Origin of the sequence: Ectopseudomonas composti (genome assembly GCF_900115475.1) — a bacterium.
GTDB classification, from domain to species: domain Bacteria; phylum Pseudomonadota; class Gammaproteobacteria; order Pseudomonadales; family Pseudomonadaceae; genus Aquipseudomonas; species Aquipseudomonas composti.
This window is the reverse complement of sequence record NZ_FOWP01000001.1, coordinates 462,158-488,434: the sequence shown is the minus strand read 5'-3', so window position 1 is coordinate 488,434 and position 26,277 is coordinate 462,158. Positions and strand designations below refer to the sequence as shown.

The 26,277-nt window shown below is 62.2% G+C and carries 24 protein-coding genes and 2 tRNA genes; 22 read left to right on the top strand and 4 right to left on the bottom strand.

Features of this window, described 5'->3' with window-relative positions; translation table 11 throughout:
* Positions 1-48: 48 nt before the first annotated feature.
* Together motA and motB are read left to right on the top strand one after the other, a co-directional pair.
* Positions 49-900 (top strand): flagellar motor stator protein MotA, encoded by an 852-nt coding sequence (gene motA, locus BM059_RS02180; protein WP_037003402.1) that lies wholly within the window; start codon positions 49-51, stop codon positions 898-900.
* A gap of 3 nt (positions 901-903) precedes the next feature.
* A complete protein-coding gene (gene motB, locus BM059_RS02175; RefSeq protein ID WP_074936400.1) occupies positions 904-1,908 on the top strand; it encodes a flagellar motor protein MotB in 1,005 nt (334 codons plus the stop codon).
* Here the strand turns inward: motB and rsgA are convergent.
* Positions 1,902-2,933 (bottom strand): small ribosomal subunit biogenesis GTPase RsgA, encoded by a 1,032-nt coding sequence (gene rsgA, locus BM059_RS02170; protein ID WP_037002696.1) that lies wholly within the window; start codon positions 2,931-2,933, stop codon positions 1,902-1,904. The genes motB and rsgA overlap by 7 nt on opposite strands.
* Positions 2,934-3,022: 89 nt before the next feature.
* Between rsgA and BM059_RS02165 the strand changes: the two genes are divergently transcribed.
* Complete coding sequence (locus BM059_RS02165; protein ID WP_074936398.1) at positions 3,023-3,826, top strand: class I SAM-dependent methyltransferase; 804 nt, start codon at positions 3,023-3,025, stop codon at positions 3,824-3,826.
* Between the two features lie 30 nt (positions 3,827-3,856).
* The gene (orn, locus tag BM059_RS02160; protein WP_074936396.1) at positions 3,857-4,399 is read left to right on the top strand and encodes an oligoribonuclease; all 543 of its coding nucleotides are present in this window, start codon (positions 3,857-3,859) and stop codon (positions 4,397-4,399) included.
* Positions 4,400-4,468: 69 nt separating this feature from the next.
* Here orn and queG read toward each other — a convergent pair whose 3' ends face one another.
* Positions 4,469-5,533 (bottom strand): tRNA epoxyqueuosine(34) reductase QueG, encoded by a 1,065-nt coding sequence (gene queG, locus BM059_RS02155; RefSeq protein ID WP_074936795.1) that lies wholly within the window; start codon positions 5,531-5,533, stop codon positions 4,469-4,471.
* Between the two features lie 60 nt (positions 5,534-5,593).
* Here queG and BM059_RS02150 point away from each other — a divergent pair, with 60 nt between their 5' ends.
* The 13 genes from BM059_RS02150 (at position 5,594) to BM059_RS02090 (ending at position 20,637) form a co-directional block, all read left to right on the top strand.
* A complete protein-coding gene (locus tag BM059_RS02150) occupies positions 5,594-7,093 on the top strand; it encodes a bifunctional ADP-dependent NAD(P)H-hydrate dehydratase/NAD(P)H-hydrate epimerase (protein WP_074936394.1) in 1,500 nt (499 codons plus the stop codon).
* Positions 7,081-7,548, top strand: a complete 468-nt coding sequence (gene tsaE / locus BM059_RS02145; RefSeq protein WP_279626466.1) for a tRNA (adenosine(37)-N6)-threonylcarbamoyltransferase complex ATPase subunit type 1 TsaE — start codon at positions 7,081-7,083, stop codon at positions 7,546-7,548. Before BM059_RS02150 ends, tsaE begins: the two co-directional genes overlap by 13 nt.
* Before the next feature lie 10 nt (positions 7,549-7,558).
* Complete coding sequence (locus tag BM059_RS02140) at positions 7,559-8,986, top strand: N-acetylmuramoyl-L-alanine amidase (protein WP_208606083.1); 1,428 nt, start codon at positions 7,559-7,561, stop codon at positions 8,984-8,986.
* 8 nt (positions 8,987-8,994) lie between these two features.
* Complete coding sequence (gene mutL / locus BM059_RS02135; RefSeq protein WP_074936792.1) at positions 8,995-10,866, top strand: DNA mismatch repair endonuclease MutL; 1,872 nt, start codon at positions 8,995-8,997, stop codon at positions 10,864-10,866.
* The gene (miaA, locus tag BM059_RS02130; RefSeq protein ID WP_074936391.1) at positions 10,866-11,837 is read left to right on the top strand and encodes a tRNA (adenosine(37)-N6)-dimethylallyltransferase MiaA; all 972 of its coding nucleotides are present in this window, start codon (positions 10,866-10,868) and stop codon (positions 11,835-11,837) included. Before mutL ends, miaA begins: the two co-directional genes overlap by 1 nt.
* 100 nt (positions 11,838-11,937) lie before the next feature.
* Positions 11,938-12,198, top strand: coding sequence for an RNA chaperone Hfq (hfq, locus tag BM059_RS02125; protein WP_003459200.1), 261 nt, complete (start codon positions 11,938-11,940; stop codon positions 12,196-12,198).
* Positions 12,199-12,210: 12 nt separating this feature from the next.
* The gene (gene hflX, locus BM059_RS02120; RefSeq protein ID WP_037004288.1) at positions 12,211-13,512 is read left to right on the top strand and encodes a ribosome rescue GTPase HflX; all 1,302 of its coding nucleotides are present in this window, start codon (positions 12,211-12,213) and stop codon (positions 13,510-13,512) included.
* Positions 13,513-13,609: 97 nt separating this feature from the next.
* Entirely contained in the window at positions 13,610-14,779 is a 1,170-nt protein-coding gene (gene hflK, locus BM059_RS02115; protein ID WP_074936389.1) for an FtsH protease activity modulator HflK, read from the top strand.
* Complete coding sequence (hflC, locus tag BM059_RS02110) at positions 14,779-15,648, top strand: protease modulator HflC (protein WP_074936387.1); 870 nt, start codon at positions 14,779-14,781, stop codon at positions 15,646-15,648. The genes hflK and hflC overlap by 1 nt, the downstream gene beginning before the upstream one ends.
* 141 nt (positions 15,649-15,789) lie before the next feature.
* On the top strand, positions 15,790-15,987 hold the full coding sequence (locus BM059_RS02105; protein ID WP_074936386.1) for a DUF2065 domain-containing protein: 198 nt from the start codon (positions 15,790-15,792) through the stop codon (positions 15,985-15,987).
* A 37-nt stretch (positions 15,988-16,024) separates the two neighbouring features.
* Positions 16,025-17,212, top strand: coding sequence for an ATP phosphoribosyltransferase regulatory subunit (locus BM059_RS02100; RefSeq protein ID WP_074936384.1), 1,188 nt, complete (start codon positions 16,025-16,027; stop codon positions 17,210-17,212).
* A gap of 56 nt (positions 17,213-17,268) precedes the next feature.
* On the top strand, positions 17,269-18,564 hold the full coding sequence (locus tag BM059_RS02095) for an adenylosuccinate synthase (RefSeq protein ID WP_074936383.1): 1,296 nt from the start codon (positions 17,269-17,271) through the stop codon (positions 18,562-18,564).
* A gap of 138 nt (positions 18,565-18,702) precedes the next feature.
* Positions 18,703-20,637: a methyl-accepting chemotaxis protein gene (locus BM059_RS02090; protein WP_074936381.1), complete on the top strand. Its 1,935-nt coding sequence runs from the start codon at positions 18,703-18,705 to the stop codon at positions 20,635-20,637.
* 125 nt (positions 20,638-20,762) lie between these two features.
* On the opposite strand, the gene BM059_RS02085 is transcribed toward BM059_RS02090, so the two are convergent.
* Together BM059_RS02085 and BM059_RS02080 are read right to left on the bottom strand one after the other, a co-directional pair.
* Positions 20,763-20,849, bottom strand: a tRNA-Leu gene (locus tag BM059_RS02085).
* Positions 20,850-20,932: 83 nt separating this feature from the next.
* Positions 20,933-21,019 (bottom strand) — tRNA-Leu (locus BM059_RS02080).
* Positions 21,020-21,226: 207 nt separating this feature from the next.
* Between BM059_RS02080 and rnr the strand changes: the two genes are divergently transcribed.
* From rnr to BM059_RS02055, 5 genes are all read left to right on the top strand, one after another.
* Complete coding sequence (rnr, locus tag BM059_RS02075; protein WP_074936380.1) at positions 21,227-23,734, top strand: ribonuclease R; 2,508 nt, start codon at positions 21,227-21,229, stop codon at positions 23,732-23,734.
* On the top strand, positions 23,731-24,483 hold the full coding sequence (rlmB, locus tag BM059_RS02070) for a 23S rRNA (guanosine(2251)-2'-O)-methyltransferase RlmB (protein ID WP_074936378.1): 753 nt from the start codon (positions 23,731-23,733) through the stop codon (positions 24,481-24,483). The genes rnr and rlmB overlap by 4 nt, the downstream gene beginning before the upstream one ends.
* Positions 24,484-24,657: 174 nt before the next feature.
* Positions 24,658-25,080 carry a 30S ribosomal protein S6 gene (rpsF, locus tag BM059_RS02065; protein ID WP_003246846.1) on the top strand — a complete coding sequence of 141 codons (423 nt, stop codon included), beginning with the start codon at positions 24,658-24,660 and terminating at the stop codon, positions 25,078-25,080.
* A 28-nt stretch (positions 25,081-25,108) separates the two neighbouring features.
* Positions 25,109-25,339, top strand: a complete 231-nt coding sequence (gene rpsR / locus BM059_RS02060) for a 30S ribosomal protein S18 (RefSeq protein ID WP_003246847.1) — start codon at positions 25,109-25,111, stop codon at positions 25,337-25,339.
* 36 nt (positions 25,340-25,375) lie between these two features.
* Positions 25,376-26,269 (top strand): YybS family protein, encoded by an 894-nt coding sequence (locus BM059_RS02055; protein WP_074936376.1) that lies wholly within the window; start codon positions 25,376-25,378, stop codon positions 26,267-26,269.
* Positions 26,270-26,277: the final 8 nt, after the last annotated feature.

Here is a 26,277-nt window from a genome sequence, read left to right as displayed (position 1 = left end):
GGGTTGTTTTTAATAACCCATCCTCTAGGCTCCTCAAGCGTTTCTTCCATGGCAAAAATCATAGGCATCATCGTCGTTTTCGGCTGCGTATTCGGTGGGTTCGTGCTATCGGGCGGGCACCTGATGGCATTGGTCCACCCCTTCGAAGTAATGATTATCGGTGGTGCGGCGCTCGGGGCATTCCTGCAGGCCAACCCCGGCAGCATGTTCATGACCGTGTTCAAGAAGTCGCTGAGCATGTTCGGCAGTCGTTTCACTCATGCCTATTACCTCGAAGTGCTCAAGCTGCTTTACGAGATACTCAATAAAAGTCGCCGCGAGGGCATGATGGCCATCGAGGCTGACGTTGAAGATCCCAACGCCAGCCCGATCTTCAGCAAGTATCCCGGCGTGCTCAAGGATGCGCGGATGACGGCGTTCATCTGCGACTACCTGCGTATCATGTCCTCCGGCAACATGGCGCCGCACGAGCTGGAAGGCCTGTTCGACATGGAGCTGGCCAGCCTCAAGGAGGAAGTGGAGCATCCGGCACACGCAGTGGCCAAGGTCGCCGACGGCATGCCGGCCATGGGTATTGTCGCGGCGGTACTGGGTATTGTGATCACCATGTCGATTCTCGCCGAGGCGGACAACGCGCAGATCGGTGAGAAGGTGGGTACGGCGCTGGTCGGTACCTTCCTCGGTATTCTCGCTTCTTACGGTTTCTTCGGCCCGCTTTCCGGGGCGTTGGAGCATGACGCCAAGGAAGAGCTGAACCTCTACGAGTCGATCAAGGCGACGCTGGTCGCGTCCGCTTCCGGCATGCCGCCGACCCTGGCTGTCGAGTTCGGGCGCAAGGTGCTGTATCCGGCGCATCGCCCGAGCTTCAGTGAGCTCGAGCAGGCCATGCGCGGCAACTAAGCCATGGAAAATAACCAACCCATCATCGTCAAGCGGGTCAAGAAGACCGCTGGCGGGCACCATGGCGGTGCCTGGAAGATCGCGTTCGCCGACTTTGCTACCGCCATGATGGCGTTCTTCCTGGTGATGTGGCTGATGTCGTCGGCCACGCCGGAACAGAAACGCGCGATTTCCGGTTACTTCCAGGACCCCATCGGCTTCACCGAAAGTGCCAGCCCCTACGCCATCGACCTGGGCGGTACGCCGACGCCGGCGCCCGAGCGCACGCTCAACCCGGACGTCTCCGAGACACCGGAGAGCCAGCCGGATGAGACTGGCGTAAGCACGGATCAGATCGAAACCCTGGCTGAAAAAATGGAACAGGAGCGCCTGGAGCTGCTGTTGCAGGAGCTGCAGAACAAGGTCGAGGAAAACCCCGAACTGCAGCGCTTCAAGGACCAGATTCTGTTCGAGATCACCCAGGATGGCCTGCGCATTCAGATCATGGACGCCGAGAATCGTCCCATGTTCGCCCTCGGCAGTGCTGACCTTCAGCCTTATTTCGAAGACATCCTGCTGGCCATGGCCGACACCATTCGCGCGGTGCCGAACAAGATCAGCGTCAGCGGCCATACCGACGCCAAGCCCTTTTCCGGGCGTGGCGATTTTGGCAACTGGGAGCTGTCCTCCAATCGCGCGAATGCAGCGAGACGCACCCTGGTGGCGGGTGGGTATCCGGACGAGCAGGTGGCGCGCGTCGTCGGCTATGCGTCGTCGGCCCTGTTTGACCGCGAGGATCCGTTCAATCCCGTCAATCGGCGCATCGATATCGTCGTGCTGACCAAGAAGGCGCAGCGCGCGATCGAGGGCGAGCAGGGCGCTGGTGCAGAGCCGGCAACGCAGGAGGCGGCACCCGCCGGCACTCCGCCAGGGCCGCCCGCCGAAGCGCTACCGGCCGATCAACTGCGTGAGCGCTTGAACATCTTCGAGAATGGCAATAGCCCGCTCGATCAGCTGAACAATCAGTAATCGTCCTGCGGCAGGCTGGCGAGGATGTGCCGGTAGCTGGCCATCCGCTGCGGCTGCACACGACCGTCTTCCAGTGCCTGCAGCAGTGCGCAACCAGGCTCGCGGTCGTGCTTGCAATCGCGGAAGCGACAGCGGCCAAGCAGGTCGTGGAACTCGATGAAGCCTGCCTCCACATCATCACGGCTGACATGGCCCAGGCCGAACTCGCGAATGCCGGGGGAGTCGATCAGCTGACCGCCGCCGGGGAAATGGAACAGGCGCGCCGTGGTGGTGGTGTGCGTGCCCTTGCCGGTCAGTTCCGACAACGCGCCGACACGGGTGTCGACGCCGGGCAGCAGGCCGTTGACCAGGGATGATTTACCAACACCGGACTGGCCGACGAATACGCTGACGTTGCCATCCAGATGTTTCTTCAGTTGCTCCATGCCATCGCCCTGATGGGCCGAGACTTCCAGCAGCGGGTACTCCAGCTGGCGATAGACCGTGAGCAGGGCATCCAGCGCCACCTTGTTCTGCTCGTCGATCAGGTCGGCCTTGTTCAGCAGCAGCAGGGGGCGAATGCCGGCATGCTCGGCGGCGACCAGATAGCGGTCGATCAGGTTGGCGTGCGGCTCGGGGAGCGGAGCGAAGACGATAACGATCTGGTCGACGTTGGCAGCCACCGGCTTGAGCTGGCCGCGCATGTCGGGGCGGCACAGCTCGCTGTTTCTCGGCAGTTGCGCAACGATGACGCCATCACCCTGATTGCCGGGCCGCCAGACTACCTGGTCGCCGGTGACCAGCGCCGGCAGGTTGGCGCGTAGGTGACAGCGAAAGATCTGGCCGGCCAGCTCGCCCTGTAAACCCTCGATCTCTACCTGCACCCCGAAGTGAGCGATGACCAGGCCGGTCTGCTCAGGGCCCAGGTCGCCGCCTTCCAGTGCTTCCACTGCCTTCGATTCGCGCTTGGCGGCGCGAGCGGCGCGTTCGCCTTGAATCTTTTCGATACGCCAGCTCTGGCGGCGGTTGAGTTGGCGTTTGGCCATGGAGTTTCCGGGGGTAGTGGAGTGTTGATCGCGGCGAGTTTAGCATGAGCGCTCGGTGGCCATTCGGCTGTCAGGAGCAGGGGCTGGCAATGATGACAGGCGGGGAGAGAGCGGTGCTGCGGCTACCGGTGCTGCGCGCTCTTTTGGCGCAAGGGTTGGCCATTGCGCTGGTGGTGGTGCTGGTCTATCTGCTGGCCTTGCTGGCCTTGCTGCCCTGGCGCATGTCGCTGTTTTCGGTGGCTTTGCTGCAAGGCGTTCTGGCTGCCGGGATCGGCTGGCGCCTGGGCCTGTCGCGTTGGTGGCTGTGGATAAACCTGGCGTTCCTGCCGGCATTGTTGGTGGTGCAGCGCATCGATATGCCGGCATGGCTGTTCCTGTTGGGCTTCGTGCTGCTGCTTTTGGTCAACTGGAACAGCTGGCGTGAGCAGGTGCCGCTTTACTTGAGCGGGCGCAAGGCGCAGCAGCGTCTGCAGCAATTTTTGAGCGAGCGCGAGCCGCCATTGCGCTTCGTCGACCTGGGCTGTGGCACCGCTGGTACCTTGCTGCAGCTGGCTCGACAGTTCCCGCGTGGCCAGTTCGTCGGTGTCGAAACAGCGCCGCTGCTGTTCGTTGTCGCGTGGTTGCGCTGCCTGTTGCAGGAAAATTGCAGCATCCGCTATCGCAGTATCTGGCGCGTCGACCTTGGGTGCTTCGACGTCGTGTACTGCTTTCTCTCGCCGGTGCCGATGACCCGTCTCTGGGCCAAGGCCCAGGCCGAGATGGGCGCTGGCAGCTGGCTGATCAGCAATACCTTCGAGATTCCCGGGGCGCCGGCCGACCGGCTGCTGGAGGTCAACGAAGGGCGGCAGACCGCGCTGTTTCTCTGGCAGATCAAGGAGGCGGATATCCGCTAGACTTGGCGCCTGAGTCTAGGAGCCCCCACCATGCAAAACCCCAATAACCTGATCTGGATCGACCTGGAAATGACCGGCCTGGAGCCGGAGCGCGATGTGATCATCGAGATGGCCACCATCGTCACCGACAGCGAGCTGAACGTGCTCGCCGAGGGGCCGGTGATCGCCATTCATCAGAGCGACGAGACCCTGGCCGGCATGGACGAGTGGAACACCCGCACCCATGGTCAGAGTGGTCTGACCCAGCGCGTGCGTGAGAGCCGTATCGACAGCGCCATGGCTGAAGCGCAGACCATCGTCTTTCTTGAACAGTGGGTGCCGAAGGGCAAATCACCGATCTGCGGCAACAGTATTGGCCAGGATCGCCGCTTCCTCTACAAGTACATGCCGGCACTGGAAGCCTACTTTCACTACCGCTATCTGGATGTCTCGACCCTGAAAATTCTGGCTGGCATGTGGGCGCCGGAGGTCAAGGACAGCTTCCAGAAAACCGGCACGCACCAGGCGTTGGACGACATCCGCGAGTCCATCGCCGAGTTGCGCCACTACCGTAAGCACTTCCTCAAGGTCTGAGAGGCAAAGTACCGTAGCTCGGATGCAATCCGGGGAAACAGGTGGCGCTACTCCCGGGTTTCATTCGGGCTACAAGGCGCCGTGTCGCTCCAGCGCCCACTCGACATGTTCGCGCACCAGTTCCGACGGGTGCTCGCGGCGCGCTTGCAGGGCCAGCAGCACCGGAATGGTCGAAGGCGCATTGCCCAGGCCGACTGCCAGGTTACGCAGCCAGCGCTCGTAGCCGGCGCGGCGCAGCGGCGAACCCTCGGTTCGGCTGAGAAACTCCTCTTCCGTCCACAGGAACAGTTCGGCCAGGCCGCTGTTGTCCAAACCATGGCGTGGCTGAAAGTCGCCCTGCTCGGTAGGACGGGCAAAGCGATTCCAGGGGCAGACGATCTGGCAGTCATCACAGCCGAACACCCGGTTGCCGATGGGCGCGCGTAACTCTACTGGGATCGAGCCTTTCAGCTCGATGGTCAGGTAGGAGATGCAGCGCCGGGCATCCAGCACATAAGGGCCGGCGAAGGCTGCCGTGGGGCAGATGTCCATGCACGCGCTGCAGCGTCCGCAATGTTCGCTGGCATGCGCGGCGTCCACCGGCAGGGGCAAGTCGACGAACAGTTCGCCGAGAAAGAAATAGCTGCCCGCCTTGCGGTTGAGCACCAGGGTGTTCTTGCCGATCCAGCCGAGGCCTGCCTTTTCGGCGATGGCCTTTTCCAGCACCGGAGCGCTGTCGACGAAGGCGCGGTAGCCGAACGGGCCGATCTGCTGCTGGATGCGTTCGGCCAACTGCTGCAGGCGCTTGCGGATCAGCTTGTGGTAGTCGCGGCCCAGGGCATAACGCGACACGTAGGCCTGTTCTGGCTCCTTCAGGCGCTGGGCCATCTGCGTATCACCGGGCAGGTAATCCATGCGCAGGGACACCACGCGCAGGGTGCCGGGCACCAGCTCATCGGGGTGCGAGCGTTTGCTGCCGTGAGCGGCCATGTAGTCCATTTCGCCCTGGTAGCCGGCGTCGAGCCAACGTTGCAAGTGCGCCTCGTGCTCGCCCAGCTCGACATCGGTGATGCCGACCTGCTGAAAGCCCAGCTCACGCCCCCAGTCCTTGATGGACAGGGCGAGGGCGTTGAGGTCGAGGGTTTGATCGGACATGGGCGGGCGCAGGCGATGGACGTGGGTATAATTCTGCCAGACATCCGTCGTGAGCGAGTCATGCATCCACTTTCTGCCTCTTTACCCTTGAGCCTGCACAGTGCCGAGCAGGTGCGAACGCTGGACGCGCAGCTGATCGCAGCTGGCACGCCTGGTTTCGCGTTGATGCAGCGCGCTGCCCATGCGGCTTGGCGCGCCCTGCGTAGGCGCTGGCCGGATGCTGGGGAAATTACGGTGCTGGCTGGGCGTGGCAACAATGCCGGTGATGGTTATCTGATCGCAGCCCTGGCGCAGCGCGCTGGCTGGCGCGTGCGGGTGCTGGCGGTGGGTGATTCGGCAGCGCTGAGTGGTGACGCTGCCCAGGCTTGCGCCGAGGCCAGGAATGCCGGTGTGGCGATTCTGCCGTGGAGCGAGTGCGCCCCCTTGGCTGGGGTCGTGGTCGATGCGTTGCTCGGTACGGGCCTGGCGGGTGCCGTGCGGGAACCGTATGCCCAGGCGATCCGCATGCTCAATCAGAGCGCACTGCCGGTACTCGCCGTGGATATCCCCTCTGGTTTGCACGCTGACAGCGGCGCACGCCTGGGTGTGGCGGTACGCGCCGATCTGACCGTGACCTTCATCGCTCTCAAGCTCGGCCTGCTGACGGGCGTCGGCCCGGAGTTGTGCGGTGAGCTGCAGTTCGACGATCTGCAGGGTGATGCTCAGCTATTGGCTGGCGCTGCCAGCGAAGCTTGGCGTCTCGATCCGGCCAATCTGCCGCGTCTGGCCGCGCGTTCGCCGGTGGCGCACAAGGGCCAGTTTGGCCACCTGCTGGTGGTCGGTGGCGACCTGGGTATGGGCGGCGCGGCGCTGTTGTGTGCCGACAGCGCACTGCGTGCTGGCGCCGGGCTGGTGTCTCTGGCGACGCGAGCCGAACATGTCGCTGCAGCACTGATGCGGCGGCCTGAGATCATGTGCGCTGCGGTGGCCTCGGCCAATCAGCTGGTGGCACTGATCGAGCGTGCCGATGTCTGCGTAGTAGGCCCTGGCCTGGGGCAGGGGGCTTGGTCGCGCAGCCTGTTGTCAGGCGTCTGCACTCTCGAGGTGCCACAGGTCTGGGATGCTGATGCACTGAATCTTCTGGCTGCTGGCCAGGTCGCAGGGCCGCGCCAGGGCGTGCTGACCCCTCATCCCGGTGAAGCCGCGCGCTTGCTCGGCGTCGAGACCGCCGAGCTTCAGGCTGATAGGCCGGCTGCGGCGCGAGTCCTGGCGCAGCGCTTCGGGCTGGTAGTCGTCCTCAAGGGCGCCGGCAGTTTGATTGCAGCGCCGGACGGGCGCCTTGCGTTGTGTGATCGTGGTCACCCGGCGATGGCCGGGGCGGGTTTGGGTGATGTCTTGGCGGGCTTGATCGGGGCGCTGCTGGCGCAAGGAATGGCGGCATACGATGCTGCCTGCCTGGCGGTATGGCTGCATGCGCGAGCTGGCGAGGTGCTCGCCGCGCAGGGGCGTGGGTTGGCTGCTGGTGATCTACCCGGCACCATTCGTCAGTTATTGGAGGAGTTGTGCCCTTGTGTGAAGTGAAGTTCGAAGCGGCTGACGAGGCAGTGATGCTGGCCTTGGGTGCGCGGATCGCTGAAGTCAGTGACGGCGTCGGCATCATTTATCTGCATGGCGACCTGGGCGCCGGCAAAACCACCCTTTCCCGCGGCATTCTGCGTGGTCTGGGCCATGTCGGTGCGGTCAAGAGCCCGACCTTTACCCTGGTCGAGCCCTACGAAATCGGTGATGTGCGCGCCTTTCATTTCGACCTCTATCGCCTGGTTGACCCGGAGGAACTGGAGTTTCTCGGTATCCGCGATTACTTCGAAGGTGACGCTTTGTGCCTGATCGAATGGCCGCAGCGTGGCGCGGGCGTTTTGCCAAAGCCCGACCTGGACATTACCATTAGCCCCCAAGCGAGCGGCCGTTCGCTATTGCTGCAGGGGCATGGGGCTCGAGGGGAGGCCTGGTGCAAGGCTCTGAGCAGCAAGGAATGAATAAGAAGCGATGGGGTTGGTTATGCGCATAGGCGCGCTGGTTACCGCTGTTGGGGTATTGTTGGCGGCCCTGGCCGCCGAGGCGTTTGCTGCCTCCGATGTACGTGGTGTGCGCCTGTGGCGTGCTCCTGACAATACCCGTCTGGTCTTCGATCTGTCCGGCCCGGTGCAGCACAGCGTGTTCACCCTGGCCGCGCCTGATCGCATCGTTATCGACGTCAGTGGCGCCAAGTTAGCCACCAATCTCGAGCAGCTTTCCCTCGCCAACACCCCGATTACTGGTGTGCGCTCGGCTCAGCGTAGCGCTGATGACCTGCGCGTGGTCATCGACCTTTCCGCGCCTGTCTCACCGAAGAGCTTCACCCTAGCGCCGAATCAGCAGTACGGCCATCGCCTGGTCGTCGATCTGTTTGATCAGGGCAGTGCGCCGCCCGCCACTCAGGCGCCCAGCGTTGCCGCTAGTGCGCCGCCGGTGCCGGTTACTCCGACCCAGCCTCCGCCCAAGCTGACACCCGTGCCCAATGGCAAGCGCGACATCGTCGTCGCCATCGATGCCGGCCATGGTGGCGAGGACCCTGGCGCGCTGTCGCCGGTCAAGGGCCAGTATGAAAAGAACGTGACCCTGGCCATCGCCAAGGAGCTGCAGCGGCAGATCAACGCCGAGAAAGGCTTCCGTGGTGAACTGGTGCGTACCGGCGACTACTTCATTCCGCTGCGCAAGCGTACCGAGATCGCGCGCAAGAAAGGCGCCGACCTGTTCGTGTCCATTCATGCCGATGCCGCGCCGCGCTCCTCGGCATTCGGTGCTTCGGTCTATGCCCTGTCCGAACGCGGCGCTACCTCCGAGACCGCGCGCTGGCTGGCCGACGCCGAGAACCAGTCCGACCTGATCGGCGGGGCTGGCAACGTCAGCCTCGACGACAAGGACAAGATGCTCGCTGGCGTGTTGCTGGACCTGTCGATGACCGCGTCGCTCTCCTCCAGCCTCAACGTCGGTCAGAAGGTGCTGTCGAACATGGGTGGTATTACCCCGCTGCACAAGCGTCGCGTCGAGCAGGCGGGCTTCATGGTGCTGAAATCGCCGGATATTCCCTCGATCCTGGTGGAGACCGGCTTCATCTCCAACCCCAACGAAGCGAAGAAGTTGCACACCGCCAATCATCAGCAGGCGCTGGCGCGTTCGATCACTTCCGGGGTCAAGCAGTTCTTCCACGAAAATCCGCCGCCCGGTACTTACGTCGCCTGGCTGCGTGATGAAGGCAAGATCGCTGCTGGCCCGCGTGAGCACGTTGTGGCGCGTGGCGAGAGCCTGGCGCTGATCGCCCAGCGTTACCAGATCAGCCTGGCGTCGCTGCGCAGCGCTAATAAGCTCAATGGCGACGTGATCAAGGTCGGCCAGACATTGCATATACCCGCCACAGCGCTGGCGGCCCAGTAGTGAGTGACATGTCCCGTATTCATTTGCTCAGCCCGCGCCTGGCCAACCAGATCGCTGCGGGCGAGGTGGTCGAGCGCCCGGCGTCGGTAGCCAAGGAGCTGCTGGAGAACAGTCTGGACTCAGGTGCCCGGCGTATCGATGTCGAAGTCGAGCAAGGCGGCGTCAAGCTGCTCAAAGTGCGCGATGATGGTGGCGGTATCGCACCGGACGACCTGCCCCTGGCACTGGCGCGCCACGCCACTAGCAAGATTCGTGAGCTCGAAGACCTCGAAGCCGTGCTCAGCATGGGTTTTCGTGGCGAGGCGCTGGCGTCGATCAGTTCGGTATCACGCCTGACCCTGACCTCGCGTACCGCCGATGCCGATCAGGCCTGGCAGGTTGAAACCGAAGGGCGCGACATGGAGCCACGGGTGCAGCCTGCTGCGCACCCGGTGGGCACCTCGGTGGAAGTGCGTGACCTATTCTTCAATACCCCGGCGCGGCGCAAATTCCTGCGCGCCGAGAAAACCGAATTCGACCACCTGCAGGAAGTGATCAAGCGCCTGGCGCTGGCGCGCTTCGATGTCGGCTTCCATCTGCGTCATAACGGCAAAACCGTGCTCAGCCTGCACGAGGCCGGTGACGAGATGAGCCGCGCGCGTCGTGTCGCCTCGGTTTGTGGGTCGGCCTTCCTTGAGCAGGCGCTGCCAATCGAGATTGAGCGCGGCGGTCTGCGTTTGTGGGGTTGGGTCGGCTTGCCGACGTTCTCCCGCAGCCAGGCGGATCTGCAGTATTTCTATGTCAATGGGCGCATGGTGCGCGACAAACTGGTGGCTCATGCGGTGCGCCAGGCCTTTCGCGACGTGCTGTTCAACGGTCGCCATCCTGCTTTCGTGCTGTTTCTGGAGATCGATCCGGCGACGGTGGACGTCAACGTGCACCCGACCAAGCACGAAGTGCGCTTCCGTGAAAGTCGGATGGTCCACGACTTCCTCTACGGCACGCTGCATCGTGCGCTGGCTGATGTCCGCCCAGAGGATCAGGTGGCCGCTCCGGCCGCCGTATCGCATATGGTGCGCCCGACCGGCCTGGCTGCCGGGGAGTTCGGCCCGCAGGGCGAGATGGGCCTGGCCGCCAGCATTCTTGAAATGCCCGCCTCCAGCGTTCAGCCGGCCTGGCGTGGCAGTGGCGCCGGGTACCAGCAGCCAGCCAGTAGCCCCGGTGTATCGGCTGGCGAGGCTCAGGCGGCGTATCGCGAGTATTTTTCGCCATTACCGGCGGCCCAGGCTCAGCCCATGCCGCAGGAGCAGGGCGACATTCCGCCGCTCGGTTACGCCGTGGCGCAGCTCAAGGGTGTCTATATCCTTGCCGAGAATGCCCAGGGCATGGTGGTGGTGGATATGCACGCGGCTCACGAACGCATCACCTACGAGCGACTGAAGCACGCCATGGCCAGTGAAGGACTGCGTGGCCAGCCGCTACTGGTGCCCGAGTCCATCGCCCTCAGTCAGCGTGAAGCAGATTGCGCCGAGGAACATGGCGAGTGGTTTCAGCGTCTGGGCTTTGAATTGCAGCGCCTGGGTGAAGAAACGGTAGCGATTCGACAGATTCCGGCGCTGCTCAAACAGGCCGAAGCTACCCAGCTGGTGCGTGATGTGCTGGCTGATCTGCTGGAGTACGGCACCAGCGACCGTATCCAGGCGCATCTCAACGAGTTGCTGGCAACCATGGCTTGCCATGGTGCGGTGCGCGCCAATCGGCGTCTGACCCTTCCTGAGATGAACGGCCTGCTGCGTGACATGGAGCAGACCGAGCGCAGCGGGCAGTGCAACCATGGCCGTCCGACCTGGACGCAGCTGGGCATGGACGACCTCGACAAACTGTTCCTGCGGGGCCGCTGATGGCTCAATTGCCACCGGCCATCTTCCTGATGGGGCCGACCGCCGCCGGTAAGACCGATCTGGCGCTGGAACTCGCCCGCGTGTTGCCTTGCGACCTGATCAGCGTCGATTCAGCGCTGGTCTATCGTGGCATGGATATCGGCACGGCCAAGCCGGAGCGCAGCGTGCTTGAGGCGTTTCCTCACGCACTGATCGACATTCGTGATCCGGCCGAAAGCTATTCGGCTGCGGAGTTTCGCGCCGACGCGCTGGCTGCCATGGCCGAAAGCACGGCACGTGGGCGTATTCCGCTGCTGGTCGGTGGCACCATGCTGTATTACAAGGCCCTGCTGGAAGGCTTGGCCGATATGCCCAGTGCTGATCCAGTCATCCGCGCCGAGCTGGAAGCGCGAGCGGCGACCGAGGGTTGGGAGGTGCTGCATCGGGAGTTGGCTGCAGTCGATCCGGAGTCTGCGGCGCGCATCCATCCCAATGATCCGCAGCGTCTGACCCGAGCGCTGGAGGTCTATCGCGCAAGTGGCCTGAGCATGACCGAGCATCGCCGGCGGCAGGCTGCAGGAAATCCCGATACGGGCACATCGGGCGCCTGGCAATTACCCTATACTGTTGTTCAGCTTGCTATCGCACCAGCGCAGCGTCAGGTTCTGCATGACCGCATCGCTCAACGATTTCGGGCGATGTTGGAACAGGGTTTCGTGGAAGAGGTCGAAGCCTTGCGTAGACGAAGTGACTTGCACGCGGGATTACCGTCTATACGGGCGGTAGGTTATCGCCAGGTATGGGAATACCTTGATGGCGAGCTGTCCCGGGACGAGATGGTCGAGCGCGGCATTATCGCCACTCGGCAATTGGCCAAGCGTCAGTTCACCTGGCTACGCGGCTGGGACGGTTTGCAGTGGCTGGATAGCCTGGCCTGCGACAATCTGTCTCGCGCCTTGAAATACCTGGAAAGCGTCTCCATATTGAAATGAGACCTTGCCGCTGGCCGTCTATCCTTGGGGGTGAGGCGGTCTGAAGCCATTGTTTACTTACCTAAAATTATTGAATTGATCCTCGAAAGGAGTGCGGCACATGTCAAAAGGGCATTCGCTACAAGACCCTTACCTGAATACCCTGCGTAAGGAACGCGTCCCTGTTTCCATCTATCTGGTCAACGGCATCAAGCTGCAGGGCCAGATCGAGTCATTCGACCAGTTCGTCATCCTGCTGAAGAACACTGTCAGCCAGATGGTCTACAAACACGCCATTTCCACCGTCGTACCAAGCCGTCCGGTACGTCTGCCGAGCGCTGGCGATGCCGAGCAAGCCGATGGCGAGCCGGGTAACGCCTGATAGGGGGTCGCATTGTTCTTCGAGCGTCATGAGGGCGGTGAGCGGGCCATCCTGGTTCATCTGGAAGGCCAAGACTCCGAGGCGAGCGAAGATCCCCAGGAGTTCCAAGAATTGGCCATGTCGGCAGGCGCTGACATGGTCGCTTTCTTTCGCGTGCCCAGCAGTCGCCTGACTGCCAAGTTCCTTATCGGCAGCGGCAAGGTCGAGGAGCTGCGCGACCAGGTCAAGGCCATCGAGGCCGATCTGGTCATCTTCAACCACACCCTGACACCCAGCCAGGAGCGCAACCTTGAGCGCGCCTTTGAATGCCGTGTGCTCGATCGCACCGGACTGATCCTCGATATCTTCGCCCAGCGCGCGCGTACCCATGAAGGCAAACTGCAGGTCGAGCTGGCTCAGCTCGATCACATGAGCACGCGGCTGGTTCGCGGCTGGACTCACCTTGAACGGCAGAAGGGTGGTATCGGTCTGCGCGGCCCTGGTGAAACCCAGCTGGAAACCGACCGCCGTTTGTTGCGCGTGCGGATTCGTCAGATCAAGCAGAAGCTGGAGAAGGTGCGCAGTCAGCGTGAGCAGGCGCGCCGTGGGCGCAAACGTGCGGATATTCCTTCGGTTTCGCTGGTGGGTTACACCAACGCCGGCAAATCCACGCTGTTCAATGCCCTGACGACCTCCGAGGTCTATGCGGCTGACCAGTTGTTCGCCACGCTCGATCCGACTCTGCGTCGGCTCGAGCTCGACGACCTTGGCCCGATCGTCCTTGCCGATACCGTGGGCTTCATTCGCCACCTGCCACACAAGCTGGTCGAGGCCTTCCGCGCTACGCTGGAAGAGTCGAGCAATTCCGATCTATTGCTGCACGTGATCGATGCCCATGAGCCCGAGCGCATGGCGCAGATCGAGCAGGTTCAGGCGGTGCTCAAGGAAATCGGAGCGAGCGAGCTGCCGATGCTCGAGGTGTACAACAAGCTGGATTTGTTGGAAGGTGTCGAACCACAGATCCAGCGTGATGGTGACGGTAAGCCGGTTCGCGTCTGGCTCTCGGCCCGCGAGGGGCGTGGTCTGGAGCTGCTGCGGCAAGCCGTGGCAGAGCTGCTGGGTGAAGATTTGTTCGTCGCCACGCTGCAGCTGCCGCAGCGTTTGGGTCGACTGCGTGCGCAGTTCTTCGCGCTGGGGGCGGTGCAGAGCGAAGAGCATGACGAGTCGGGACATAGTCTGCTGGCGGTACGTTTGCCGCGAGTCGAGCTCAATCGCCTGGTGAGTCGCGAAGGTTTGGAACCTCAAACCTTCATCGAGCAACATACTTTGCAATAAAGCCTGGGACGGTGGCTTTGCTGTCACCATAGGGCTTTGGGTAGCATTGGCCGGCGCGCCGTGGGCGCGCCTTTGCTTTATCAGTACGGAGAACGCTATGGCTTGGAATGAGCCGGGTGGAAACTCGAACAATCAAGACCCTTGGGGCGGCCGCAAAGGCGGTGGACGCCAGGGCCCGCCGGATCTCGACGAAGCGTTCCGCAAGCTGCAAGAAAGCCTCAACGGCTTGTTCGGTGGCGGTAAGAAACGTGGTGACGACGATAGCGGGCGCAGCGGTGGTGGCGGTGGCTTCGGTCTGCTGTTCGTTGGCCTCGGCCTGCTGGCGGTGGTCTGGCTTTACAGTGCGATCTATGTGGTGGACGAGCAGGAGCAGGCTGTAGTGCTGCGCTTCGGCAAATACCACGAAACCGTAGGTCCCGGCCTGAACATCTACTTCCCGCCGATTGATCGCAAGTTTCAGGAAAACGTGACTCGTGAGCGCGCTTACAGCAAGCAGGGCGCCATGCTGACCGAGGACGAGAACATCATCGAGGTGCCGCTGACCGTGCAGTACCGCGTGAGCAACCTGCAGGACTTCGTACTCAACGTCGACCAGCCGGAAGTCAGCCTGCAGCACGCTACCGACAGTGCCGTGCGCCACGTCGTGGGCTCTACCGAGATGGATCAGGTGCTGACCGAAGGTCGTGAACTGATGGCCAGCGAGGTGCGTGAGCGTCTGCAGCGTTTCCTCGACAACTATCGCACCGGTATCACCATCACTCAGGTGAACATCCAGAGCGCTGCGGCGCCGCGTGAAGTTCAGGAAGCCTTCGATGACGTGATCCGCGCCCGTGAAGACGAGCAGCGTGAGAAGAACCAGGCCGAGTCCTACGCCAACGGTGTGATTCCGGAGGCGCGTGGTCAAGCTCAGCGTCTGCTGGAGGAGGCCAATGGTTATCGTGACGAAGTCATCGCTCGTGCTCAGGGTGAGGCTGACCGTTTCACCAAGCTGGTGACCGAGTACCGCAAGGCACCGGAAGTCACTCGCGAGCGTCTGTATCTGGACACCATGCAGGAGCTGATGAGCAATACCAGCAAGGTTCTGGTCACTGGCGACAAGGGGCAGAACAACCTGCTCTATCTGCCGCTGGACAAAATGATCGACAGCCGTGGCGGTTCCTCTTCCTCCAGCTCTGCCAACAGCAGCAATTCGACAGCGCGTGATCCGGCGGTGCCGCTGAGCAGCGATCTGTCGCAGCGTAACCTGCGTACCCGGGAGGGCCGTTGATGAACAACAAGTCCCTGATCGGCCTGATCGTGGCCGTGGTTGTGGCCCTGGTGGCATGGAATAGCTTCTATATCGTGGCGCAGACAGAGCGCGCGGTATTGCTGCAGTTCGGTCGTGTGGTTCAGCCTGATGTGCAACCTGGTCTGCATGTGAAGATTCCTTACGTCAACCAGGTGCGCATCTTCGATGGTCGCCTGCTGACCCTGGATTCGACCTCGTCGCGCTTCCTTACCCTGGAGAAGAAGGCACTGATGGTCGATGCCTATGCCAAGTGGCGGGTGAAGGATGCCGAGCGCTTCTATCAGTCCACCTCGGGCATGAAGCAGGTCGCTGATGAGCGTCTGGCGCGTCGTCTGGAAGCGTCTCTGCGTGACCAGTTCGGTAAGCGCACTCTGCATGAGTCGGTATCCGGTGAGCGTGATGCGCTGATGGCAGACGTGACCGCTACCCTCAACCGTGCTGCCGAGCGTGAGTTGGGTATCGAGGTGGTCGACGTGCGGGTCAAGGCCATCGACCTGCCGCGTGAAGTCAACCGCAGCGTGTTCGAGCGGATGAGTACCGAGCGTGAGCGTGAGGCTCGCGAGCACCGTGCCAAGGGTCGTGAGCTGGCCGAAGGTATTCGTGCTGACGCCGACCGTCAGCGCCGCGTGCTTTTGGCTGAGGCATATCGCGAATCCGAAGAGTTGCGCGGTGACGGTGATGCCCGGGCTGCTTCGATCTACGCTGCGGCCTATGGTACGGATCAGGAGTTTTACTCCTTCTACCGTAGCCTGCGTGCTTACCGTGAAAGCTTCGCTGACAAACGCGACGTGCTGGTGCTGGATCCGGGCAGCGACTTCTTCCGCTACCTGGAAAAATCCAAGCCCTAAAAAGCAGCTCCGAGCTGCAAACCACAAGCCGCACGTGAGCGCCGGTCGCTTACTTGCGGCTTGAACTTGTGGCTTGTAGCTTCGAGCGTGGTATCATGCGGCAGCCGGGAAAATCCCGGCTTTTTTGCGTCTGTGGGAATCATGTGGCAGGAACTTGGCATCGCACTGTGTCTGGTACTGGTACTGGTACTGGTGCTGGAAGGCATCCTGCCCTTCCTCTATCCGCGCCACTGGCGCGGAGCGGTATTGCAGGCGGCTCGTCTGCCCGACCGCCGACTGCGCCTTATGGGGCTGGCCAGCATGTTGCTGGGTACTGCCCTTCTATATCTGCTTCACTGAAGGCTTGTGCCGCCCGGATCGAGAGGGGAATGGCGAAATGGCAACGGTAGACCGCTGGCTGCTGCCAGATGGCATCGAAGAAGTACTGCCGCCGGAAGCGGCGCGCATCGAAGCAGCCCGCCGTCAGGTGCTGGATCTGTTTCAACGCTGGGGTTACGAATTCGTCGTGACTCCCCATATCGAGTACCTGGAATCCCTGCTGACTGGCGCTGGCCAGGATCTTGACCTGCGTACCTTCAAGGTCACCGATCCGCTGTCCGGACGGCAGATGGGTTTTCGCGCCGACATCACACCGCAGGTGGCGCGTATCGATGCCCACACCTTGCGCCGCGAGGGGCCGAGCCGGCTGTGTTATGCCGGCAGCGTGCTGCATGCCCTGCCGCGTGCACTGACCACGTCGCGTAGCCCGATCCAGCTGGGTGCCGAGCTATACGGCGACGCCAGTCCGGCCAGCGATATTGAGGTGATCAGCCTACTGGTCGAGACCCTCGAGCTGGCTGCGGTGCCGGATGTGCACATGGATCTTGGCCATGTCGGTATCTACCGTGGTCTGGCGCACGCCGCAGGGCTGTCCGGTGAGGCCGAGCAGCAGCTGTTCGATGCGCTGCAACGCAAGGCCATGGATGAAATCGAGAGTCTCACCGCTGCGCTGCCGGCGGGGCTGGGCAACATGCTGCGCTCCCTGGCCGAGCTGTGTGGCGGGCGCGAGGTGCTGGATCTGGCTCAGGCAGTCCTGGTCGAGGCGCCAGATGCGGTGCACGCTGCGCTCGATGAGCTGGTGGCGATTGCCGATGCGCTGGAACTGCGTTATCCGGAGCTACCGCTGTACTTCGACCTGGGTGAGTTGCGCGGCTACAACTATCACACCGGCGTGGTGTTCGCGGCCTTCGTGCCGGGTGAGGGCGGTGCCATCGCTCAGGGTGGTCGTTACGACGATACCGGCGCGGTATTTGGTCGCGCGCGCCCGGCTACTGGTTTCTCGACCGACCTGAAAACCCTGGTGACCCTGGGTGGCATGCGTCTGGACGAGACAGTCAGTGGTGTCTGGTCTCCGGACAACCATGATCTCTATCTGTGGCAGGCCGTTCGTCGTCTGCGGGGTGAGGGTGAGCGCGTGGTACAGGCGCTGCCTGGACAGAGCGAGGCGGATGCGCGCGAAGCAGGCTGTGATCGTCTGCTGACGCTGCGCGATGGACGTTGGCAGGTGGCGCCCCTGGCGTTCTGAATTCATTTTCGCCGGCCCGCGGCCGGCATCGAAGCTTGCGCGAAGAGGACAAGTTTATGGGTAAGAATGTCGTCGTCCTGGGCACCCAGTGGGGTGATGAGGGCAAGGGCAAGATCGTCGACCTGCTCACCGAGCAGGCCGCTGCAGTCGTGCGTTATCAGGGCGGTCACAACGCTGGCCACACCCTGGTGATCAACGGTGAGAAAACCGTCCTGCATCTGATTCCGTCCGGCATCCTGCGTGAAGGCGTCGAGTGCCTGATCGGCAATGGCGTGGTCGTCGCTCCCGATGCCCTGATGCGCGAAATCACCAAGCTGGAAGAGAAGGGTGTGCCGGTGCGTGAGCGCCTGCGTATCAGCCCGGCTTGCCCGCTGATCCTGTCCTATCACGTGGCGCTGGACCAGGCGCGCGAGAAGGCGCGTGGCGATGCCAAGATCGGCACCACCGGTCGTGGTATCGGTCCGGCTTATGAAGACAAGGTGGCGCGCCGTGGCCTGCGCATCGGTGACCTGTTCCACCGCGAGCGTTTCGCCGCCAAGCTGGGTGAGCTGCTGGATTACCACAACTTCCAGCTGGTCAATTTCTACAAAGAGCCGGCCATCGACTTCCAGAAGACCCTGGATGAGTGCATGGAATACGCCGAGCTGCTCAAGCCGATGATGGCCGATGTTACCGCCGTGCTGCATGACCTGCGCCGCAGCGGCCGCGACATCATGTTCGAAGGCGCTCAGGGCTCGCTGCTGGACATCGACCACGGCACCTATCCCTACGTCACCAGCTCCAACACCACCGCTGGCGGTATCGCCACCGGTTCCGGTTTTGGCCCGCTGTACCTGGATTACATCCTTGGCATCACCAAGGCCTACACCACCCGTGTCGGCTCTGGCCCGTTCCCGACCGAGCTGTTCGATGACATCGGTGCCTTCCTGGCCAAGCGTGGCCACGAGTTCGGTGCCACCACTGGCCGTGCTCGCCGTTGTGGCTGGTTCGATGCGGTGATCCTGCGTCGCGCCATCGAGATCAACAGCATCTCCGGCCTGTGTCTGACCAAGCTGGACGTGCTCGATGGCCTCGAAACCATCCGCATCTGCACCGGTTACAAGGATGCCAATGGCCAGGTATTGGTCGACGCGCCGACCGATGCCGATAGCTACATCGGCCTGCAGCCGGTCTACGAGGAAATGCCGGGCTGGAGCGAATCCACCCTGGGCGCCAAGAGCCTGGAAGATCTTCCGGCTGCTGCCCGCGCCTACATCAAGCGCGTGGAAGAGCTGGTCGGTGCGCCGATCGACATCATCTCCACCGGCCCGGATCGCAACGAAACCATCGTGCTGCGTCATCCGTTCGCCTGATCGAGTTTGTTCAATCCGTGAAAAGACCGCCTTCGGGCGGTCTTTTCGTATCCGAATAACGGGCACGAAGCTTGCGTGCGCTCAATAAATCGTCAGAGTTGCCGTTATAACGATCAGGTTCGTTGAGGAGAGTCGTCAGTGTTCGCCATTATCTCGATGTTGCGCAGTCGTCTGTTGCGTCCGGTGTTCATTGCGCTCGGCTTGGCCATGTTGGTGCAGGTGGGGCTGGCTGTGTGGTTGATGCGTGCCTCGGTGAACGACATGGTCGAAGATCTCGCTCAGCGTCTGGGGGGCGAGAGTCTGCGTCTGGGGCAGGAACTGAACGTCGCGCAGCAGGAGATGAGCCAGGGGCTCACGGCGCTTTCGCAGAATACCCGTTCGCGTCTGGTTGAAGGGCTCTCGACGCAACTCAAAGGCGAGCAGGCGCAACTGCGTAGTGTGCTGGAGGGCAGTCTCAAGCAGTCAGGCCAATCGCTCGCGCAACTGCTGGCCGGGGTCGCGCCTAAATCCATCTGGGATCTCGACATTCCGGCGCTGACGGCTCTGACGCGTATCGCGCAGCAGGATCCTGCCGTGCTCTTCGCCGTTATCTATGATGCCGAAGGCCAGCGTCTGACGCGTAATTTCAATCGTAGCAATGAGCAGGTGCGCGCCCTCATCGCTACCGGTCAAGGCGCTTCTCCGCTCGATAAGCTGGTCGATGCTGCCTCGCGTAACCCCAACGTCTATATCGTCGAGGCGGACATCAATCCGATGGGCGCGTCCATTGGCAAGATCCAGATGGGCTTGTCGCTCGATGTAGTCGAGCGTGAGTTGCAGGCGCTCGATGGGCGTTTCAATACGCTGGTCGAAGGTGCCGGCAAGCTGGTCGACAGCAGTCTGTCGGGTGCTTCTGAGGAAACTGCGCGAACGCTGCGCGAGCGCTTGCTGTCGGCTGAGCGCTACACCCAGGAGATGGCACGCAATGGCGGTGAGTCGGTGCGTCAGGCGGCGGACGGGTTGCGCTGGAATATCGCCTTGGGCTTGCTTCTGGTCGGCGTTCTAGCCTTGGTTGTGGTGGCGCTCGTGCTCGGGTGGCGGGTGCTGAGCCGCCTGCGTCTGCTCAGTGATGCGCTCAACGATCTGGCCGCAGGCGAGGGGGATCTGACTCGGCGTGTCGATATCCACAGTCAGGACGAAGTGGGGGCGATGGCGGGGGCGGTCAACCGCTTCATGGATAAGCTGCAGCCCATTGTGCGTGAGTCCGGTGAGGTGGCCCTGCGTACGAGCGAGCAGATTCGCAGTCTGACCCAACGTGGTGCGGCAGCCGAGTCGGCGGCTGGTCGCCAGCGTGACGAAGTGGCAGGCAGCCTGCAGGCGCTAGAGCAGATGGCAGACGAAGCGCAGGCCGAGAGTCAGGCGATGCAGGAGGCGTTGCAGCGTGTGGAGACCATCCGTGCCGCGGCGCGCGAGAATGCTGTCATCGCTCAGCGCCTGTCTTCACTGATCGAGGGGCTTGTTGCGCGGGTTGCGGACGGTTCGGCGGTGATCGAGCGACTGGCCAAGCAGAGCGAACAGATCGAAGTGGTGCTGACGGTCATTCAATCCATTGCCGAGCAGACCAACCTGTTGGCGCTGAATGCTGCGATCGAAGCGGCGCGTGCTGGTGAGAGTGGTCGTGGCTTCGCGGTGGTGGCGGACGAGGTGCGAGCCCTGGCGAGCAAGACGCAGCAGTCGACTGGTGATATCCAGACCCATATCACTGCACTGCAGCGCGGGGCGCAGGAGGCGGTGGCGGCCATCGCTCAGGCGGGCGAGCAGGGTGGTCAGGGGCTGGAGGTGCTGCGTGACAGTGCCCGTCTGCAGCAATCGGTGCAGCAGTCGGTAGATGAAGTGCATGGCGCCATCAATGCGGCAACTCAGGCGGCGGCTCATCAGGCCGAAGGGGCGGGGGCGGTGCGTGGGCGTGTTGAGGTCATCCATGCCGAAGCGCAGCACGCGGCGGAGGCCGTGGCAGCGATTGCCGGCAATGCGCGTGTGCTGGATGAATTGGCGGCGCAGCTCAAGGCCAGTCTGGGTCAGTTCAGGGTATAGGGGCAGCTACAAGCCGCAAGCCTTAAGTAAGAGCGAAAGGCTTGCCGGCGCATGCCCGGAGAACACGCTTGCAGCTTTTTTGGGACAATAAAAAACCGAGTCATTTGACTCGGTTTTTTGAATTTTGGTGCCCAGGAGAAGACTCGAACTTCCACGGTGTTGCCACCACTGATACCTGAAACCAGCGCGTCTACCAATTCCGCCACCTGGGCACTGCAGCAATGTTCGTCGTTACCGACACGGAGCGTTGCATCCGTTTATTTGCAAAGTGGGTTATCAAACCACTTCACGAATTTGGTGCCCAGGAGAAGACTCGAACTTCCACGACCGTTAAGTCACTGATACCTGAAACCAGCGCGTCTACCAATTCCGCCACCTGGGCACAGAAACCGATGAATCATCATCTGCTTCGTGTTACAACGTCTGCTCGACGCTGTGGGCGCGAACTATACGGGCGGGCATTTACCTTGTAAACCCCTGACCCCAAAAAAATTATTGTCACCGGAAAAGCTGCCCCGGATGCCTTTTTCGCGCTTCAATAGGCATATGGCATACACCTTTATACATAAGCATAGGTAATCCTCTTTACATGGCCGATTGGCAATCCCTCGATCCCGAGGCCGCCCGCGAGGCGGAAAAATACGACAACCCTATCCCCAGCCGTGAGCTGATTCTTTCGCATCTGGCCGAGCGCGGTGCGCCTGCCAGTCGTGAGCAACTGGTCGAAGAGTTCGGTTTGCATACCGAAGATCAGCTCGAAGCCCTGCGACGCCGACTGCGCGCAATGGAGCGCGACGGTCAGCTGATCTATACCCGCCGTGGCACTTACGCCCCGGTGGACAAGCTCGATCTGATCTGCGGTCGCATCAGCGGTCACCGCGACGGCTTTGGCTTCCTGGTGCCGGATGACGGCAGTGACGACCTGTTCCTCAGCCCGGCGCAGATGCGCCTGGTGTTCGATCGTGACCGGGCGCTGGTGCGCGTGGCCGGTTTCGACCGTCGCGGCCGCCGTGAAGGCGGCATCGTCGAAGTGATCGAGCGTGCGCATGAGAGCATCGTCGGCCGTTACTACGAAGAGAACGGCATTGGCTTCGTCGTCGCTGACAATCCCAAGATCCAGCAGGAAGTGCTGGTCACGCCGGGCCGTACTGCCGGTGCGCGCATCGGCCAGTTCGTCGAAATCAAGATCACCCACTGGCCTACGCAGCGCTTCCAGCCGCAGGGTGACATCGTTGAGGTGATCGGTAATTACATGGCGCCGGGCATGGAGATCGACGTGGCGCTGCGCAGCTACGACATTCCGCACGTCTGGCCCGAGGCGGTGGTCAAGGAAGCGCGCAAGCTCAAGCCCGAAGTGGATGAGAAGGACAAGGAGAAGCGCGTCGACCTGCGCCATCTGCCTTTCGTCACCATCGACGGTGAAGACGCCCGCGACTTCGACGATGCTGTTTACTGCGAGAAGAACAGCAGTCGCTGGAAGCTGTTCTCCGGTGGCTGGAAACTCTACGTGGCCATCGCCGACGTCTCGCACTACGTCAAGGTCGGCTCGGCGCTGGATGCCGAGGCGGTCGAGCGTGGCAACTCGGTGTACTTCCCCGAGCGTGTCGTGCCGATGCTGCCGGAGGAGCTGTCCAACGGCCTGTGCTCGCTCAATCCGCACGTCGATCGCCTGGCCATGGTCTGCGAAATGACCATGTCCAAGAGCGGTCAGATGGTCGACTACAAGTTCTACGAGGCGGTGATCCACTCCCACGCACGGCTGACCTACAACAAGGTCAGCCTGATGCTGGAAGATCCCAAGAGCAGCGAGGGCAAGTCCCTGCGCAGCGAGTACAAGGAAGTCCTGCCGCACCTCAATCAGCTCTATGCGCTGTATCAGGTGCTGGTCGCAGCCCGTCACGAGCGTGGCGCCATCGACTTCGAGACGCAGGAAACACGCATCGTCTTCGGCACCGACCGCAAGATCGACGAAATCCGCCCAACCCAGCGTAATGACGCGCACAAGCTGATCGAAGAGTGCATGTTGGCCGCCAACGTGGCCACCGCGCGTTTCATGCAGGATCACGAGATCCCGTCGCTGTATCGCGTGCACGATGGCCCGCCGCCGGAGCGACTGGAGAAACTCAAGGCCTTCCTCGGCGAGCTGGGACTGTCGCTGCAGCGTGGCAAGTCCAAGGACGGTCCGTCGCCCAAGGACTACCAGCGCCTGCTGGAAAGCATCCGTGAGCGCCCGGACTATCACCTGATCCAGACCGTGATGCTGCGTTCGCTGAGTCAGGCGGTGTACAGCGCGCAGAATGAAGGGCACTTCGGTCTCAATTACGAGGCGTATACCCACTTCACCTCGCCGATCCGTCGCTACCCCGACCTGCTGGTGCATCGCGCCATTCGCAGCGTGGTCCGCTCCAAGCGCGACACCAAGCATGTGGAGCGTGCCGGCGCGGCGATCATGCCCAAGGCGCGCATCTATCCGTACGACGAGGCGACCCTGGAAAAACTCGGCGAGCAATGCTCGATGACCGAGCGCCGTGCCGACGAGGCGACGCGTGACGTGGTCAACTGGCTCAAGTGCGAGTTCATGCAGGATCGCGTCGGTGAGACCTTCGCCGGTGTGATCACCGCGGTGACCGGTTTCGGCATCTTCGTCGAGCTGCGCGACATCTATGTCGAGGGCCTGGTACACGTGACCGCGCTGCCGGCCGACTACTACCACTTCGATCCGGTTCACCATCGCCTGTCTGGCGAGCGCAGTGGCCGCAGCTTCCGCCTTGGCGACAGCGTCGAGGTCAAGGTCATGCGCGTCGACCTGGACGAGCGCAAGATCGATTTCGAGCTGAGTCAGGACAAGGCCGGCAAGGGTGATGATGTGCGTCGTGGCGGTAAGCCGAGCGGTATGGGCAATACCGACGTGCAGAAGAGCCGGGATGTGAAGAAGGCGCTGTTGGCTGGCGCCAAGGCTGGCAAGGGTGCGAGTGGCAAAGGTGCTGCCGGGAAATCGGCGAGCAAGCCGGCCGGCGGTTCGCGCAAAGGCGCCGGACGTAGCGACAGCGCCCCACCACCTGCTGGTAAGCCGCGCAAGCGTAAGGCCAAGTCATGAGTGATCTGGAAAAGATCTACGGCGTACATGCTGTAGAAGCCTTGCTGCGTCATCACCCCAAGCGGGTGAAGCAGGTCTGGCTGGCCGATGGTCGCAGTGATCCTCGGGTGCAACCCTTGCTGGAGCTGGCTGCGCAGTCTCGCGTAAAAGTGGGGCAGTGCGAGCGCCGCGAGATGGATGCCTGGGTCGAGGGCGTGCACCAGGGGGTGGTTGCCGATGTCAGCCCCAGTCAGGTCTGGGGGGAGGCGATGCTCGAAGAGTTACTCGATCGCAGCGAAGGTCCGCCTTTGCTGCTGGTGCTCGATGGCGTGACCGACCCGCACAACCTGGGGGCTTGCCTGCGTACCGCAGATGCCGCCGGTGCGCTGGCGGTGATCGTACCCAAGGACAAATCGGCCACCCTCAACGCCACGGTGCGCAAGGTGGCCTGCGGTGCTGCCGAGGTGATTCCGCTGGTGGCAGTGACCAACCTGGCGCGCAGTCTGGAGAAGTTGCAGCAGCGTGGCCTGTGGGTGGTGGGTACGGCCGGCGAGGCCGAGCAGGAGGTCTACCAGCAGGACATGACCGGGCCAACGGTGCTGATCATGGGGGCCGAGGGCAAGGGCATGCGCCGTTTGACCCGCGAGCACTGCGATTATCTGGTCAAGCTGCCCATGAGCGGCAGTGTCAGCAGCCTCAACGTCTCGGTTGCCACTGGGGTCTGCCTGTTCGAGGCGGTGCGTCAGCGTCAGGCCAAGCGCAAGGGCTGACTGCTCAAATAATCGCCAATTCGTCTTGCGTGCGGCAGGGGGCTTCTCTAGAATGGCGCCCCTTGCCGTGACGGCAGGCCTTTTTGCGCCTACCACCCGGCAAGCTCATCACGAGAAAACCCACTCCTTGCCTGACCACCTTAGTTGGCAGGCTACAACCCGTAAGGAGCATTTATGCGTCATTACGAAATCATCTTTCTGGTTCACCCGGACCAGAGCGAGCAAGTCGGCGGCATGGTCGAGCGTTACACCAAGCTGATCGAAGAAGACGGTGGCAAGATTCACCGCCTGGAAGACTGGGGTCGTCGTCAGCTGGCTTACGCCATCAACAACGTCCACAAAGCCCACTACGTGATGCTCAACGTAGAGTGCACCGGCAAGGCCCTGGCCGAGCTGGAAGACAACTTCCGCTACAACGACGCCGTGATCCGTAACCTGGTCATCCGTCGCGACGAGGCCGTCACTGGCCAGTCCGAGATGCTGAAGGCCGAAGAAAACCGCAGTGAGCGCCGCGAGCGTCGTGAACGTCCTGAAAACGCCGAGTCCAACGACGGCGATGACAGCGACAGCAACGACAGCGACAACGCTGACGAGTAATCCACGGATCTATTGAGGAGCCAATCACATGGCACGTTTCTTCCGTCGTCGTAAATTCTGCCGCTTCACCGCTGAAGACGTGAAAGAGATCGATTTCAAAGATCTCAACACCCTGAAAGCCTACATCTCGGAAACCGGCAAAATCGTTCCTAGCCGTATCACCGGTACCAAGGCTCGTTATCAGCGTCAGCTGGCCACCGCTATCAAGCGCGCCCGCTTCCTGGCCCTGCTGCCCTACACCGACAGCCACGGCCGCTGAGACCGGACAGTCGACAAGAGTTAAGGAATAGATCGCATGCGCGCCCTGGCTGAATACATCATGCGCGGCCGTATGCAGGCCACCCTCGTGGTGGTGGGATCGGCAGCGATGCCGCTGTTGTTCTGGTTGAGTGCAGCCGCTGGCAGCCTGGTGCTGTTGCGGCGTGGAGCCAGTGATGCCATGGGCATCCTGGTCTGGGCCATGCTTCCGGCGATTGCCTGGTGGTATTTCGGCGAACCGCGCACCTTGTTGGTGCTGGTCGGCGCGCTGGGGTTGGCGTTGTTGTTACGCGCCAACTGGACCTGGAACCGCATACTGCTGAGCAGTGTGGCACTGGGCCTGGTGTACGGATTTGTTCTTGGGGCGGTGTTCCGCGAACCCATCGCGGCCATGGCCGGTGAGCTGCAGAAGCTCCTGCCGACCATGTTCGATGGGGCTCACCAGCAATTGGCGGTGAGTGAACGCGAGCGTCTCGAGGCTTTGATCGCACCGGTACTGACCGGATTATTGGCGGCCTTGCTGCAAGTCCTGAGCTTGCTGAGCCTGATTCTTGGGCGTTACTGGCAGGCCGTGTTGTACAACCCTGGCGGTTTTGGTCGCGAATTTCGCGCCCTGAGACTGTCTCTGCCGCAGGCGCTGTTGCTGCTGGCGGGCATGATCCTAGGTCCCAATCTGGGGCCGCAGTTGGCCATGCTCACGCCGCTTTGCAGTGTGCCGCTGCTGTTCGCCGGGATCGCCCTGGTGCATGGCTTGGTGGAGAAGGGTGGGCTCGCTCGCTTCTGGCTGGTGGGCATGTACATCACGTTGCTGCTGTTCATGCAACTGATCTATCCGTTACTGGTGGTCTTGGCCATCGTCGACAGTCTGTTTGATTTTCGCGGTCGCCTGGCGCGCAAGAATGGCCCGGGCTCTGCGAACGGTGAAGGTTAAAAGTTAAG

Coding starts and splice junctions, on each gene's coding strand:
- motA (WP_037003402.1), top strand. CDS start 49: ATGGCAAAAATCATAGGCATCATCGTCGTTTTCGGCTGCGTATTCGGT.
- motB (WP_074936400.1), top strand. CDS start 904: ATGGAAAATAACCAACCCATCATCGTCAAGCGGGTCAAGAAGACCGCT.
- rsgA (WP_037002696.1), bottom strand. CDS start 2,933: ATGGCCAAACGCCAACTCAACCGCCGCCAGAGCTGGCGTATCGAAAAG.
- BM059_RS02165 (WP_074936398.1), top strand. CDS start 3,023: ATGATGACAGGCGGGGAGAGAGCGGTGCTGCGGCTACCGGTGCTGCGC.
- orn (WP_074936396.1), top strand. CDS start 3,857: ATGCAAAACCCCAATAACCTGATCTGGATCGACCTGGAAATGACCGGC.
- queG (WP_074936795.1), bottom strand. CDS start 5,533: ATGTCCGATCAAACCCTCGACCTCAACGCCCTCGCCCTGTCCATCAAG.
- BM059_RS02150 (WP_074936394.1), top strand. CDS start 5,594: ATGCATCCACTTTCTGCCTCTTTACCCTTGAGCCTGCACAGTGCCGAG.
- BM059_RS02140 (WP_208606083.1), top strand. CDS start 7,559: ATGGGGTTGGTTATGCGCATAGGCGCGCTGGTTACCGCTGTTGGGGTA.
- mutL (WP_074936792.1), top strand. CDS start 8,995: ATGTCCCGTATTCATTTGCTCAGCCCGCGCCTGGCCAACCAGATCGCT.
- miaA (WP_074936391.1), top strand. CDS start 10,866: ATGGCTCAATTGCCACCGGCCATCTTCCTGATGGGGCCGACCGCCGCC.
- hfq (WP_003459200.1), top strand. CDS start 11,938: ATGTCAAAAGGGCATTCGCTACAAGACCCTTACCTGAATACCCTGCGT.
- hflK (WP_074936389.1), top strand. CDS start 13,610: ATGGCTTGGAATGAGCCGGGTGGAAACTCGAACAATCAAGACCCTTGG.
- hflC (WP_074936387.1), top strand. CDS start 14,779: ATGAACAACAAGTCCCTGATCGGCCTGATCGTGGCCGTGGTTGTGGCC.
- BM059_RS02105 (WP_074936386.1), top strand. CDS start 15,790: ATGTGGCAGGAACTTGGCATCGCACTGTGTCTGGTACTGGTACTGGTA.
- BM059_RS02100 (WP_074936384.1), top strand. CDS start 16,025: ATGGCAACGGTAGACCGCTGGCTGCTGCCAGATGGCATCGAAGAAGTA.
- BM059_RS02095 (WP_074936383.1), top strand. CDS start 17,269: ATGGGTAAGAATGTCGTCGTCCTGGGCACCCAGTGGGGTGATGAGGGC.
- rnr (WP_074936380.1), top strand. CDS start 21,227: ATGGCCGATTGGCAATCCCTCGATCCCGAGGCCGCCCGCGAGGCGGAA.
- rlmB (WP_074936378.1), top strand. CDS start 23,731: ATGAGTGATCTGGAAAAGATCTACGGCGTACATGCTGTAGAAGCCTTG.
- rpsF (WP_003246846.1), top strand. CDS start 24,658: ATGCGTCATTACGAAATCATCTTTCTGGTTCACCCGGACCAGAGCGAG.
- rpsR (WP_003246847.1), top strand. CDS start 25,109: ATGGCACGTTTCTTCCGTCGTCGTAAATTCTGCCGCTTCACCGCTGAA.
- BM059_RS02055 (WP_074936376.1), top strand. CDS start 25,376: ATGCGCGCCCTGGCTGAATACATCATGCGCGGCCGTATGCAGGCCACC.